The sequence below is a fragment of the Marinobacterium sp. YM272 genome, from assembly GCF_050908845.1.
Classification (GTDB): Bacteria; Pseudomonadota; Gammaproteobacteria; order Pseudomonadales; family Balneatricaceae; genus Marinobacterium_D.
In genome coordinates this window covers 2,476,156-2,489,521 of sequence record NZ_CP194171.1, presented here as the reverse complement: position 1 = coordinate 2,489,521, position 13,366 = coordinate 2,476,156, and the positions used below count along the sequence as shown (strand labels likewise).

The following is a 13,366-nucleotide window of genomic DNA, read 5'->3' as shown; positions in this document are numbered from 1 at the left end:
CTGTCGTGAACGATTACTTAAAGGCCCAGTGCCTTTTCCAGACCTGCAGCATCGTTGATGGCTGCAACGTTCAGGGACCGCTCAATTTTCTTGTTCAAGCCTGAGAGAACTTTGCCAGGACCGCACTCGATAGTCGTGGCAACGCCGCAGGTTACCATGTTCTGAACGCTGGCAGTCCAGAGAACCGGGCTGTAAAGCTGAGTCAGCAGGTTGTTTTTCAACTCGTCCAGATCGCCCGGCGCCTCGGCAGTAACGTTCTGAACCACCTTGATCATCGGCATACGCAGCTCGATGCTCGCCAGCTCTTCGGCCATACGCTCGGCCGCAGGCTTCATCAGGTCACAGTGGGACGGCACACTGACCGGCAGTGCAATAGCGCGCTTGGCACCCGCCGCCTTACAGGCCTCGATAGCGCGTTCCACCGCCGCTTTTTCTCCTGCAATCACGACCTGACCCGGACAGTTAAAATTAACCGCTGAGACCACCTGACCTTCGGCCGCCGCTGCACAGGCTTCACGCACAGCATCGTCAGCCAGCCCCAGGATCGCTGCCATGCCACCGGCGCCCGCCGGAACAGCCTGCTGCATGTAGTTACCACGGGCATGAACCAGTTTCACCCCATCGGCAAAATCGATAGCACCACCACACACCAGCGCCGTGTATTCACCGAGACTGTGCCCTGCCATAACGGAAGGCGCCGTACCCTCTTTCTGCTCCCACAGGCGCCAGAGCGCAACGCCGGCGGTCAGCAGTGCCGGCTGGGTAATTTCAGTGCTGTTGAGTTTTTCTTCCGGGCCTGACTGAGACAGAGTCCAAAGATCCAGTCCCAGGGCGTCGGACGCTTCCTGAAAGGTCTGTTCAATAATCGGATGCTGTTCGGCGAGTTCTGACAGCATTCCAAGCTGCTGAGAACCCTGACCGGGAAATACGAAAGCAAGCGACTGCGACATGGCGTCCTCTTTCCTTACCTTTATTTTTTAACCCTGGGGCCCAGAAATAAAAACATACGGGCCCACAGGCTCAGGGGTGGCGTAGTTTACAGCATTCATCAGATTTTAGAATGCTCGAAAATTCAGGGCCTTAGTGTTCAGTGATCGTTTTACTGGTTTCCCTTCGAACCAGATCGGCAATACGCTCCGGCACATTTAACCGGGCTTCATCCAGCGCCTGATCTATGGCGCAGCCAAAGTAGGCGCGATTGGCACTGCCATGACTCTTAATGACAACACTCTGTAAGCCTAGCAGGGTCGCCCCATTGCGCCGTCCCGGATCGAGCTGAGCTTTAAGATCACGCAGGATCGGATACGCCAGCATAGCGATGACGCGGCGGTATAGATTGCGACGAAAGCTGCTTTGCACCTTGCGGACCAGCAGTTTCGACAACCCCTCACAGCTTTTCAACGCGACATTGCCGGCAAAACCATCACATACCACCACATCGGAGCGCCCACCGAACAGATCACCTCCCTCAAGATAGCCGATAAAGTTTATCCCGCCATGATCCTGGATAAGCTTGCTGGCTTCTCGCACCTGGTCGGTACCCTTGTTTTCTTCGGCGCCTATATTGAGCAACCCAACCTTGGGCCGGGGGCGATTCTCGATCGCCTCAACCATCACCGAACCCATAATGGCAAATTGCAGCAGGTGCTCGGCACTGCAATCGATATTTGCGCCCAGGTCCAGCATAAAGCTGTGCCCTTTCAGCGTGGGAATGGCGGCGGTGATAGCAGGTCTTTCAATACCCGGCAGCATACCCAGAATCAAACGGCTCATCGCCATCAGGGCGCCGGTATTGCCAGCACTGATACAGGCTTGAGCGCGGCTCTGCGCAACCAGATCAAGAGATTTCCACATGGAGGAATCACGCCGGTTTCGCAAAGCAAGAGAGGGTTTCTCTTCCATCGAAACGATATCGTCGGCGTGCATGACGTCGAGACGCTGCAAATGATTGCCGCGCTGGCGTTCAAGATAGGGGTATATGTCGTTGGTACGACCAACGAGGATGATGCTCAGCTCCGGGTGGCGCTTGAGTGCATCACAGGAGGCAGGAACGGTAACGCGGGGACCGAAGTCCCCGCCCATTGCATCAACACTGATGCAATACGATCCGGTCAAGCTTATTCGTCGCCCTTCGCTTCGACGACCTGACGACCGCGATAGAAACCGTCAGCGCTGACGTGGTGACGACGGTGGGTTTCGCCGGTAGTCGCGTCGACAGACAGAGTCGGGTTGCCCAGTGCATCGTGAGAACGACGCATGTCGCGGCGTGAACGAGACTTTTTGTTCTGCTGTACAGCCATGGTTGTGTAGCTCCTAGTTCAACTCTTATCGGCCTTTTCTTTAAGCTGGGCCAATACACTAAATGGGTTGGGTTTAGTTTCCTGCGTCCGGGCCGCCTCATCAGCGTCGCCGAAGGAGGTCTGAATCTCGCAGTCTTCGTGGTAGGCGACCAGCGGAAGACTCAGTATCAATTCATCCTCAATCAGTGACAGCAGCTCGATATCCTCAGCCTCGACGATCAAGGGATCGTAATACCGGGGCAGATTTTTCGCCTGTTCTTCATTGAGAGCCACAGCCAGATTGACTTCAGCCTCAACATCCACCGGCACCGGTTCGAGGCATCGCTGGCAAGTCTGCGTGACTGTGCCCGACGCCGATCCGGAGACGGTTCTTAAACGCTGCTCATCCACTGCAAACGAGAGGGAAACGTGAATCTTTCCGTCTCCGTTGGCTAGGAGCGAATTCAATCGGGGCATTGCGGATACCTCTGCAACGCCTTCAATTTTCGCCTCACGCTCAGCCAATTTGCGTGGGTCAACTCTTTTCGGTAATGGACCGTACGACATAAGCGCGCAATTCTAGGCATCTAGCCCATGGGTGTCAAAGGAAAGCAGGCGTTTTCATCGATAAAAATAGCGGTATCATGCCGCTTTGCACAAAACAGCACCAACGCCAGGAGATTCTGATGTCCCGCCCTCTCGTTCTCGCCTCCGGTTCCGCCTACCGACGCACCCTGCTCGACAAACTTGGACTGGATTTCAGCTGTGATTCTCCGGATATCGATGAAAGCCCGCGCAAAGGGGAAAGCCCTGAGGACCTGGTTGCCCGTCTCGCGCTGGAAAAAGCGCGAGCCGTGGCGAGCCGCCACCCCGATGCACTTATTATAGGGTCGGATCAGCTGGCAACTCTAGAGGGAAATGTGATGGGCAAGCCCCATGTTTACGACCGCGCCAGAAAACAGCTGCGTCATGCATCCGGCAATACCGTGCGCTTTCTCACCGGATTGTGCCTTTACGACGCCGTGAATGACCAGCATCAACTTGAAGTAGTACCCTTTGATGTGCAGTTCCGCCAGCTCACGGATCAACAGATCGACGCCTACCTGAAGCGGGAGCAGCCTTATGACTGCGCCGGAAGTTTTAAATCGGAGGGATTAGGGATCGCGTTGTTTGAACGCCTGCTCGGCGACGACCCCAATACGCTGGTCGGGCTTCCGCTGATCCGTCTGATTGCGATGCTGGAACGCAAAGGGGTTGAGGTACTGGGGAGCGCCTGAACGCCTCCCCAGCGTCATCGGCGAGAAGCGTTAGCGCAACTGAACGCCGCCACCAACGCCCAACACATTGGCCAGGTGACCGGCCATGCTGACACCGAGGCGGTCGATCAACTGCTCGATCGGACTGCCCTTGGCGCTGTAATCGACCAACTTGTCGACACCAATCACATCACGTGCGACATAACCGGCGCTACCCAGGCCATCGACCAGGCCCAGATCCAACGCCTGCTCACCTGTCCATACCAGGCCGGTGAACAGGTCCGGATCCTCCTTCAGACGTTCGCCCCGCCCGGCCTGCACCTGTTCAATAAACTGGCGATGGGTTGTATCAAGCACCTCCTGCCAGAACTGGCGCTCGGTGTTCTGCAGCGGCTGAAACGGGTCCAGCAGACCTTTATGCTCACCGGCGGTGAGCATGCGCCGCTCAACACCCAGCTTATCCATCAGATCGACAAAACCGAAGCTCGCCGAAACCACGCCGATAGAGCCCACCAGACTTGCCTTGTCCGCGTAGATATCATCAGCGGCCGCAGCGATATAGTAGGCCCCGGAAGCGCCGATATCGCTGATCACCGCGTAGACCTTTTTCTCCGGATACTTCGTCTTGAGGCGATTGATTTCATCATAAACATATCCAGCCTGGACCGGACTGCCGCCGGGGCTGTTGATACGCATCAGTACCGCCCGGCTATGTTCATTTTCGAACGCGCGGCGCAATGACCAGACCAGCGAATCGGCATTCGCCTTTTCGCTCTCGGCAATAGGACCGTTAACCTGCACCACTGCCACATGCTCATCCGATGACACGGCATCTAGGTCCGGGGTTTTCCCATAGAAGTAGATACCGAGCAGCGCAAACAGATAGGTAAAGGTAAGCAGCTTGAAAAAGATACCCCAGCGGCGTGTACGCCTATGCTCGACATGCAGCCCGTTGACCATCTTCTCGATCAGACGCCATTCGCGGCTTTCACTGCGTTTATCAGGCGACTCTGAAGAGGTTACAGGCTGCGCGCCCTGTTGCGCTTCCGGGCCCTGATCCTCTTCGCCCCAGGCATTTTTGGTCACGATACTATCCCCTGTGTTGTCTCGTCTTTCAGCTCCTCAAGCCAGATCTGCAGCTCGGGAAAGTGATGAATCTCGGTCAGGGGCCTGTGCCCCCTCAGGCGATCGAGGTGATGCGCGCCATAGCTGACAGCAACTGTCGGCACACCCGCCCGGGTTCCCATTTCCAGGTCATATTCGGTATCACCGATCATCACCGCCTCATCCGCCGGAACAGCCATTTCCGCCAGAATCTGATGCAGCATCAGCGGGTCGGGCTTGGAACGGGTTTCATCGGCGCAGCGGGTGATTTCAAACAGCTTCCCCAAGCCTGTATCGGTCAACGCCCGGTCCAGCCCCCGGCGGCTCTTGCCTGTGGCGACCGCCAGACGGTAGCCCTGCTGTTTCAGGCTATGCAGTGTACGTTCGACGCCGGGATAGAGTTCAGTGGGGGTCTGATTCTCCACCAGAAAATGGTGAGCGTAGCGCTCACGCATCTGATCCAGCGCATCAGACTCAATGTGGGGAATCAGCTCACGGATCGCCTCGGGCAAGCCCAGGCCGATGATGTTGCGCACCGCTTCCGGACAAAGCGGGTCGTGACCCAGTTCAACGGCCGCCGCCTGCATGCTGGCGATGATCCGTGCCTGGGAGTCGATCAGGGTTCCATCCCAATCGAAAATCAGCAGTTTATACAAGAACAACTCCTTGGAAACCGGTTACCAGAGGAGTCTGTATATAGGAACGCGGGGCTGCAACACAACCCCGATTTTATTCAGACGAGATGTCGGGCCAGTATTTGTGCGATATGGATACCGCTTGGACCTCCGAGACGAGACACCTGCTCGCGGCAGGAGAAGCCGTTACTGACCAGCTCCGATTCGGGGTGCTCTGCCAGTTTCGGCATCAACGCCAGCTCTGCCATCTGGCGGGAATCATCGGCGTTTTCCGCCTCGAAGCTGAAACTGCCCGCACCACCGCAGCAGGAGGCTTCGATAAACTCGAATTCCAGATTCGGGATCAGCTTGAGTACCTTGCGCATCGATTTCATCGCGCCCACCGCTTTCTGGTGGCAATGGCCATGCACCAGTACCGGCGCGGCGTCAGTGATAGGCTGAAACGCCAGCTGCAGACGATTTGCGGAGATTTCACGCGCCAGGAACTCCTCGAACAGCAGGGCTGAACGCGATACCTCCTGCGCTTTTTCACCCAAGCCCAGGGTCAGTAGCTCGTCGCGTAGCATCAGCAGGGTCGAGGGTTCCAGGCCAATGACGGGACGCCCTGCCTGCACATGGGGCCAGAGCGCATCCACCAGCGCCCGCCCCTGCTGGCGGGCGGTCTCGAGCTGCCCCTGAGAAAACGCACTGCGTCCACCGCAGTGCTCCTGATTCAGGAGATGCACCCTGTAACCGGCCGCTTCCAGCACCTGCAACGCGGCCTCCGCGATTTCGGGCGCAAAGTGGGCGCTAAAACTGTCAATCCAGAGCAGAAGCTCCCCCGCAGCGCCGCCCGTCTCCGAGGGTTTGAGGGCCGGTGCGGGTTTAACCTGCGGCAGCGGATGTTCATCATTGAGTGCCAGCCTGGCTCTTAACCAGGGGCTGGCGTTTACCGCAGCATTTGCCAGGTTCAACAACCTGGGGTAGCGAAGCAGCGCCGGGAGCTCGGCGAACAGCTTCTGCCGCAGCGTCGGTGCCTGCTGTCGCTGCGCCAGATATTCGCTGCGGATGGTCGCCATATCCAGGTTGGTATCGCACTCACGCTTGCAGCCCTTACAGGCCACACAGGCATCCATGGCATGATCCAGCTGAATCTGTTCCTCTTCGGTGATCTCACCATTAAGCATTCTTTTGATCAGGCGGCTGCGACCACCGGGCGAAAACGCGACCTCGTTATGGACGCGAAAACTCGGGCACATGACACCGCGATCGATCGGCCGCAGACAGACCATGCTGTTGATGCAAACCGCCACCGCCTTGGCGTAATCCCCTCCGGTTTTCGGAATATCCGCATAGGCATCGCCCAGCCCGGCATTCTCGTAGGCTGACCAGTCAAGTTGAGGTTTCATGCAACGGCCTCCCTGTCCAGACCCATCTCCTCCTCCAGAAACCGCTGCGCGATAGCGAGGAAATTGCTGCCGCCAATCTCGTCATTCACATCAAGTTGCAGCAGTTTACTGAGCACGCGATGAGCCAGCACCACCCGGCCTCGGCGCAAACGCACAACACCGAGCGCCTTGAGGCTGAACAGGTAAAGACGCGCCACCGTCTGATCCTCCAGCCAGGCAGCGGTCTCCGGCTCCAGCAGTCGATAGTTCCAGCGAAAGCCTCCAATCCGGGCAGATGTCTTCAGCGTGCGCCAGACCTGACGCTCTGCGTCTTCATAGCGGGCGGTACGGAAATAAAGCTTATACAGCGCGACATGGGTATCGAGCGCCTCGGGCCAGCGCTTGAGCGCCGCTAATAGAAGCGCCTCTTTTTCCGCGGGGTCGGCCTTGCCCGACGCCTGGTAGAGCAACAATCCCAGTTCAGCCGGTAAATTGTCAGAAAAGAAACGTTGCTGGCCGTCGATAAGCGCGATGTTTTCCATACTGGTCCTGTAAGAAAGGCTACAAATACAAGGCGTCGCCGCGTCAATGGACAACGACGGGCTAAAACCAGCGCATTCTCAGGCCCTGAGGGCAAAAAACCCGGCAGGGTTTCAAAAATATGGCCAGGAGTTGCGCCGCTTTATGGGGGTATTTGCAAGAACCAAACCAGCGCTCAGCCGGCCGCCCGGAACCAGCGGCCAGCTATTGGACAGGATCAGTGAAGCTTGAGGCGGGGACGGATCACCCTGTTGATACGGGCAACAAGGGTGATCAAGCCGGTTTTGAAGTAACCGAACAGGGCGATCTGATGCAAGCGATAGAGTGACACATAGACCAGGCGGGCCAGATGCCCCTCAACCATGATGCTACCCTTGGTCAGGTTGCCCATCAGGTTACCCACCGTGGTGTACTTGCTCAGAGAGACCAGCGAACCGTAGTCCTTGTAGACGTATGCGGGGATATCCTCGCCCTTGAGAATGCGGTCAAAGTGTTTATACAGATGACTCGCCATCTGGTGCGCAGCCTGGGCGCGCGGAGGCACCAGACCACCCTCTTCGTCTTTGCGTTCGCAGGCTGCACAGTCACCCAGCGCAAAGATACGCTCATCGCGAGTGGTTCTGAGATCTGATCCCACTACCAGCTGGTTGCGATTATTGGTCTCCAGCCCATCCAGGGTTGCCAGCAGCTCCGGCGCCTTGATGCCTGCAGCCCAGACCACCAAGTGCGACTGGATACGATCACCGTTGTTGGTGACCAGCTCATTCTCGTTAACTTCCACCACCTGGGTATTCTCGCGCACGTCCACGCCAAGTTTACGCAGTTCAGTTTTCGCCGCCGACGAGATACGCGGTGGCAGCGCACCCAGTATCCGAGGTGCCGCTTCGATCAGCGTAACCTTGAGACTGGTGGGCTGAATGGTTGAGAGCCCGTAGGAAACCAGCTCCTGAGCAGCGTTGTACAGCTCGGCCGACAGCTCGACCCCGGTAGCACCGGCGCCGACGATAGAGATTCGCAGCTGATTGTCGGTGCCGTGGTTACTGAGTCGGAGACAGGCCTCCAGCAGCGTATTATGGAAGTTGTCGGCCTGGTTGCGATTATCCAGGAAGCAGCAGTGCTCCTTGACGCCGGCGATACCGAAATCATTGGTACGGCTGCCCACCGCGATCACCAGATAGTCATAATACAGGGTACGGGCAGGCACCAGCTCTTCACCCTCGCTGTTAAGCACCGGCGCCAGATTGATACAGCGCTGGGAGCGATCCAGCCCTTCCATTTCACCAATATGAAAGTTAAACCCGGCCTGTCTGCCCTGGGCCCGGTAGCTTAATTCATCGATACTGGAATCCAGTCGCCCGGTCGCCACTTCGTGCAGCAGGGGTTTCCAGACATGGGTCGTTTCGCGATCAACCAGCGTTACCTTGAGACCCTTGGCACCGTAACGGCGACCCAGACGGGTGGCCAGCTCAAGCCCTCCGGCACCCCCGCCAACGATGATGACGTGTTGATAGTAGGTTTGTTCCTTCATGTTCTGGTGGATCCTTATAAAACAACTGGATCGCCGGGCCAGGTGCAGAAAACGATCTCTGGCCGCTCATCTCGATCATTGAACGGTTCCGGCAGGAATGAGTGTACCCTAGCAGATCGCGAATGACGCCTGCACTATTGACCTAATTCGGACTTACGCCCTCGGCAGGGGCTGCGACTCCGCCAAATGCTGTATCAGCGCGCGAAGCTTGCTCGGCTTTACCGGTTTGTTAAGCACCGGCAGTTCAAGCTCGCGCAGAAGACGCCGGATTTCGCTGCTGCGATCAGCGGTCAGAATGGCCGCGGGCAGCACTGACCGAAAGTGCTCGCGCAAGGCTTCAACTGCTGCCGTCCCGGTCGCATCGTCATCCAGGTGATAATCCGCCAGGATGATGGAAGGCGGCCCCTCAAGGGCTTCAAGGGCCTGCTCGACTCCCGCGGCGGTGGTGACCCTGCAGCCCCAGCCGTCCAGCAGCGCTTTCATGCTGACCAACACTTCCGGTTCATTGTCGATCACAAGAATATCGGTCCCTTCAAGACCGCTTTCGGTTTGGACGCCCGCCATAAAACTGCGTACCGGAACGTCCTGATCACTGACCGGCACCTGAAAACTGAACCGGGAACCCTGGTTTTCAATAGAGTCCACACGGATGGTGTAATCGAGCACCCGGGCGATGCGCTCCACAATCGCCAGTCCCAGACCTACGCCGCCGTTTCGACCGGGCCTGCGACCGAGCTGCTGGAACTCCTTGAAAATCTCCTGCCGCTTCTCTTCCGGTATACCCTGCCCGGTATCCCAGACCTCAATCAGCAGTTCGCCCCGGCGTTTTCTGAGCGCCACCAGCACCCGCCCCTGATCGGTATAACGGATCGCGTTGCCGATCAGGTTGCGCAGGATCCGCGATAACAGGCGCATATCGGATAACACCGCCACATCCGGCGCACGGAACTTCAACTCGATCCCCGCTTCCTCGGCGATGGGCTGAAACTCCGCCTCAAGATTGAAGAGGAGTTGGCGCACAGAAAACGCCTGGTAATCCGGTTTCACCGCATTCTGATCGAGCTTTGAAATATCCAGCAGATCGGAGAGCAGGTGTTCAGCGCCGGACAGGGCCAGATGTACCCGCTCGACAAGATCACCCTCGTATGTGGGGAGTTCGCGTTCACGTAGCGCCGAGACCAATAGGCGCGCCGCGTTCATCGGCTGCAACAGGTCATGGCTGGCCGCGGCCAGGTATTTATCCTTACTCAGATTGGCTGTCTCCGCGACATCACGGGCCCGCGCCATCTCGCGCTCAGCCTGCTCACGTTCGGCAATTTCTTCGAACAGTCGAGAATTCAGCGTTGTCAGTTCGGCGGTACGTTCACGGACACGCTGCTCCAGGGCTTCGTTATCCGCCAGCACCCGGTTTTGCATCTCCATGCGGCGGGTAATATCGGCGACGAAGCCTTCGATAATAGGGTCATCATCGTCGGGCCTGAGCAGAAGGTTCATCGACACATCAATCAACCTGCCGTCCGACTGGCGAATCCGGGTTTCGTACAGGTAGAGCGGCCCTTCAGTCAGAAGGCTCTCTCTGATCGAATGAAACTCCTCCTCTCCGCCTTGCAGCAAGGCGGCGAAATAGAGTCCTTCTTCGAGTTGCTCTGCAGATTCGGTTGCACAGATTCGCGCCAGCGCGGCATTGGCTTTCTGTATTCTGCCGCGCGTATCGGCTTGAAAGATACCGTGAAAGGCATTTTCAAACAGCCACTTGTAGCGGTTCCGTTCCGCCTCAAGCTCGACAACCTTCTGCTGCAGTGCCGGGTAATAACTTTTGCGTGCGGAATGGCCGCCGAGGCCAATCAGATCATCAACGGATAGTTCGTCGTCAGAGAGCTTCTTCATAGACTAGTTCGACATCGCGCTTGTTGGAGCGTCGCGGGTTGGTCAGGATGCAGGGGTCCTTAATGGCGTTGGTACTGAGGTAGGGAATATCCGTCGTATGAACGCCAAACTTGCCCAGCGTGTCCTTGAGCCCCACATCGCGCTTGAGCGCCTGAACGTGATTCCTCAATCGGGTCTGGATCTGTTTATTGGTAAGTCCCCGGGTATCGATCCCCATGGTCTGGGCGATCACCGCGAAGCGGTCTTCCGCGGAGCGGTAGTTATAATCGATCACATGCTCCACAAGCATCGCATTGCAGAGACCATGCGGCAGATCGAGAAAGCCGCCAAGGCTGTGCGACATGGCATGCACCGCGCCGAGAATCGCATTGGAGAAAGCCAGCCCGGCCTTCATCGATCCCAGCATGATCTGCTCACGCAGGTACTTGTCTTCCGGCTGCTCGACCAGCAGCGCAAGATGGTTATTGATCAGTCGTATGGCGTCCAGCGCATTCATGTCTGTGAGCGGGCCGCTGCCGGTGGAGACAAATGCCTCGATGGCGTGAACCAGGGCATCCACACCGGTACAGGCGGTGAGAAACGGCGACATGGTACTGGTGGTATCTGGATCAATCAGGGACACATCGGGCACAACCGATTTGCTGACGATGGAAAATTTCACCCGATCCTGCTGGTCGGAAATGATTGCAAACTGGGACACATCTGCCGAGGTCCCGGCGGTGGTGGGAATAAAGATCAGCGGAGGTATGGGATTGGTGGTCTGGTCTATGCCTTCGAAATCGCGGATCTGCGTACCATGGGTACTGACGATCCCTATGCCCTTGGCGCAGTCCATGGGGCTACCGCCACCCACCGCGACAATGACATCGCAGCCATGCTCAAGGTAAACCTCGGAACCGAGCATCACCTCTTCACTGCGTGGGTTGGGTGAAACCTGGGTGAAGCGGACTACATCCAGCCCCTCTTCCTGCAGCAGCTGCTCAATCTCGATGACCCAGCCTGCGTTGACCACACCCGGGTCGGAAACCAGTAACACCTTCTGGGCACCGAAGGTCTTTGCGTAGTTACTCACCATCTTGCGGGCGCCGCTGCCAAAGATGATTTCAGGTGCGACGAACTTTCTCAGACTGGATATTTCCTGAGCCATAATATGTGTCTTCTCTTGGCGGCGCCTTGCACCCGGCACCACGGATTATCTTTATTGTTGTGATTCCGACAACCAAGTATGCGATAAATTCATTCATTAGGCACCTCCTCTTTCGTCGCCCTTGCTTCAGCGCGTTCAACAAATCAGAGGAAGACAGATAACATTTCAATATCAATACTCTGTCGACCAATCTTCATGTTACGGAAAAGCCTCGCAAGGCGGTCTGGCGAGGCTATGAGACGTTCATAAATGCTGGTTCGGCCGCCTGCCCGGATCCTCTTCGCGGGTAGCGACGTGCAATAGCAGCTGCCGTTTATCAATACCCTCGGCCTTCAGTTGCGGGCCGCATAGCCCGCTGCTCTGCATGCCCATCTCCCAGAACTAGGCAAGCCTATAGTGTTGGCCGATAGCGCTGACAGGTCAGCGCTGGACACTACTCGTATGTTTCGGCCGTGCGTATGCCCTCGTTTACTGCGCACACCCCGGGAGTGCACGACTCGCTTCCTACACCGCTTCCAGCTTGGCCCCTTCGTAGAACGCCGCTACCAGTCTTGCCACCTGCTCGGCATCCACTGCCTTGCAGATCTGGCCGGCGGGTTGCTTGAACGTGGGGGTATCCTCGGCGGCGACCATCGCATTGATAACCGATTCATCCACCGTATCAACCGCCGCCATGTAAAGGTCATCGAACACCTCGTCATTGAGGTATTCCATGTTGCACCGGGCACCGGAAAGCTGGGGCAAAGCCTTCTGGTTGGCAGTACTGAAAGCGAGAAAAATATCGCCGGAATTATTGCCGCCAGGCGAGCCGTTGCGGCCGATGCCGATAGCGGCGCGCTTGGCCATGCGCTTGAGCTGATGGGGCAGCATCGGCGCATCGGTGGCCAGCACGACCACAATTGAGCCCTGCTCCTTGGTATGGACCCGCTCCACCTCCATCAGCCGGCCCACGGGAACACCCCGCACGGTAAACCAGGGGCGGATGCCGTGGTTGGCCTGTACCAGAGCCGCGACGGTATAGGTTTTGCATTCCACCTCGACCAGGCGCGACGAGGTGCCAGTGCCGCCCTTGTACTCGTAGGCGATCATGCCGGTACCGCCGCCCACATTGCCCTCGGCGATCTGGCCTCCCTGGGCGCTGTTCAGCGCCGCCAGGGCGTCGGCCTCGGTGACATGCTGGGCGTTGATATCGTTGATCACACCGTCGTAGGTTTCCGCCACCACGGGCATCGCCCAGAGATGGTTGTCACGCCAATGGTCGCGGTAATGGTTGATCATCCACTTGGTGGTGGCGTGGTGCACTATGCCGACGCTGTGGCTGTTGGTCAGCATCACGGGTCCGGCAAAGTAGCCGCCATCCTGAATCCAGTGGGTGCCGGTCATTTCGCCATTGCCGTTCAGGGCGTAGGTTCCCGCCCATACCGGCTGGGGTTCCTTGTGTTTGCCTCGCGGCAATATGGCGGTGACGCCGGTCCTGACAGGGGATTCCGGATTATCGCTGATGAGTGTGGTGTAACCCACCTCAACGCCTTCCACATCCGTAATGGCATTGTTTGGGCCGGTCTTGCCGGTAAACGGAATACCAAAGTCACGGGCACGTTTGTTTGTCATCGGATTTAACCT

At 57.5% G+C, this 13,366-nt stretch carries 13 protein-coding genes; 1 reads left to right on the top strand and 12 read right to left on the bottom strand.

Going from position 1 to position 13,366, the window contains the following annotated elements; genetic code table 11:
* Positions 1–17: 17 nt before the first annotated feature.
* From fabD to ACQUQP_RS11145, 4 genes are all read right to left on the bottom strand, one after another.
* A complete protein-coding gene (fabD, locus tag ACQUQP_RS11160) occupies positions 18–950 on the bottom strand; it encodes an ACP S-malonyltransferase (protein WP_432695107.1) in 933 nt (310 codons plus the stop codon).
* Positions 951–1,080: 130 nt separating this feature from the next.
* Entirely contained in the window at positions 1,081–2,115 is a 1,035-nt protein-coding gene (gene plsX, locus ACQUQP_RS11155) for a phosphate acyltransferase PlsX (protein WP_432695106.1), read from the bottom strand.
* Between the two features lie 2 nt (positions 2,116–2,117).
* On the bottom strand, positions 2,118–2,300 hold the full coding sequence (gene rpmF, locus ACQUQP_RS11150) for a 50S ribosomal protein L32 (RefSeq protein WP_104001859.1): 183 nt from the start codon (positions 2,298–2,300) through the stop codon (positions 2,118–2,120).
* Positions 2,301–2,318: 18 nt separating this feature from the next.
* Positions 2,319–2,804, bottom strand: a complete 486-nt coding sequence (locus tag ACQUQP_RS11145; RefSeq protein WP_432695105.1) for a YceD family protein — start codon at positions 2,802–2,804, stop codon at positions 2,319–2,321.
* A gap of 161 nt (positions 2,805–2,965) precedes the next feature.
* On the opposite strand from ACQUQP_RS11145, the gene ACQUQP_RS11140 reads away from it, so the two are divergent.
* A complete protein-coding gene (locus ACQUQP_RS11140; RefSeq protein WP_432695104.1) occupies positions 2,966–3,556 on the top strand; it encodes a Maf family protein in 591 nt (196 codons plus the stop codon).
* Between the two features lie 30 nt (positions 3,557–3,586).
* Here the strand turns inward: ACQUQP_RS11140 and sppA are convergent, their stop codons facing one another.
* From sppA to ACQUQP_RS11100, 8 genes are all read right to left on the bottom strand, one after another.
* Positions 3,587–4,621, bottom strand: coding sequence for a signal peptide peptidase SppA (gene sppA / locus ACQUQP_RS11135; RefSeq protein WP_432695103.1), 1,035 nt, complete (start codon positions 4,619–4,621; stop codon positions 3,587–3,589).
* Entirely contained in the window at positions 4,618–5,295 is a 678-nt protein-coding gene (locus ACQUQP_RS11130; RefSeq protein ID WP_432695102.1) for an HAD family hydrolase, read from the bottom strand. The genes sppA and ACQUQP_RS11130 overlap by 4 nt, the downstream gene beginning before the upstream one ends.
* 77 nt (positions 5,296–5,372) lie before the next feature.
* The gene (locus tag ACQUQP_RS11125) at positions 5,373–6,662 is read right to left on the bottom strand and encodes a (Fe-S)-binding protein (RefSeq protein ID WP_432695101.1); all 1,290 of its coding nucleotides are present in this window, start codon (positions 6,660–6,662) and stop codon (positions 5,373–5,375) included.
* Positions 6,659–7,183, bottom strand: a complete 525-nt coding sequence (locus tag ACQUQP_RS11120) for a hypothetical protein (RefSeq protein WP_432695100.1) — start codon at positions 7,181–7,183, stop codon at positions 6,659–6,661. Before ACQUQP_RS11120 ends, ACQUQP_RS11125 begins: the two co-directional genes overlap by 4 nt.
* A 215-nt stretch (positions 7,184–7,398) precedes the next feature.
* Positions 7,399–8,709: an NAD(P)/FAD-dependent oxidoreductase gene (locus ACQUQP_RS11115; RefSeq protein WP_432695099.1), complete on the bottom strand. Its 1,311-nt coding sequence runs from the start codon at positions 8,707–8,709 to the stop codon at positions 7,399–7,401.
* 153 nt (positions 8,710–8,862) lie between these two features.
* Positions 8,863–10,596, bottom strand: coding sequence for a NahK/ErcS family hybrid sensor histidine kinase/response regulator (locus ACQUQP_RS11110; protein WP_432695098.1), 1,734 nt, complete (start codon positions 10,594–10,596; stop codon positions 8,863–8,865).
* Entirely contained in the window at positions 10,580–11,743 is a 1,164-nt protein-coding gene (ercA, locus tag ACQUQP_RS11105; protein ID WP_432695097.1) for an alcohol dehydrogenase-like regulatory protein ErcA, read from the bottom strand. The genes ACQUQP_RS11110 and ercA overlap by 17 nt, the downstream gene beginning before the upstream one ends.
* Positions 11,744–12,247: 504 nt before the next feature.
* Positions 12,248–13,354 carry a P1 family peptidase gene (locus tag ACQUQP_RS11100; RefSeq protein ID WP_432695096.1) on the bottom strand — a complete coding sequence of 369 codons (1,107 nt, stop codon included), beginning with the start codon at positions 13,352–13,354 and terminating at the stop codon, positions 12,248–12,250.
* Positions 13,355–13,366: the final 12 nt, after the last annotated feature.

Excerpts from the sequence above, each read along its gene's own strand:
- fabD (WP_432695107.1), bottom strand. The coding sequence starts at position 950 with ATGTCGCAGTCGCTTGCTTTCGTATTTCCCGGTCAGGGTTCTCAGCAG.
- rpmF (WP_104001859.1), bottom strand. The coding sequence starts at position 2,300 with ATGGCTGTACAGCAGAACAAAAAGTCTCGTTCACGCCGCGACATGCGT.
- ACQUQP_RS11140 (WP_432695104.1), top strand. The coding sequence starts at position 2,966 with ATGTCCCGCCCTCTCGTTCTCGCCTCCGGTTCCGCCTACCGACGCACC.
- ACQUQP_RS11125 (WP_432695101.1), bottom strand. The coding sequence starts at position 6,662 with ATGAAACCTCAACTTGACTGGTCAGCCTACGAGAATGCCGGGCTGGGC.
- ACQUQP_RS11120 (WP_432695100.1), bottom strand. The coding sequence starts at position 7,183 with ATGGAAAACATCGCGCTTATCGACGGCCAGCAACGTTTCTTTTCTGAC.
- ACQUQP_RS11115 (WP_432695099.1), bottom strand. The coding sequence starts at position 8,709 with ATGAAGGAACAAACCTACTATCAACACGTCATCATCGTTGGCGGGGGT.
- ACQUQP_RS11110 (WP_432695098.1), bottom strand. The coding sequence starts at position 10,596 with ATGAAGAAGCTCTCTGACGACGAACTATCCGTTGATGATCTGATTGGC.
- ercA (WP_432695097.1), bottom strand. The coding sequence starts at position 11,743 with ATGGCTCAGGAAATATCCAGTCTGAGAAAGTTCGTCGCACCTGAAATC.
- ACQUQP_RS11100 (WP_432695096.1), bottom strand. The coding sequence starts at position 13,354 with ATGACAAACAAACGTGCCCGTGACTTTGGTATTCCGTTTACCGGCAAG.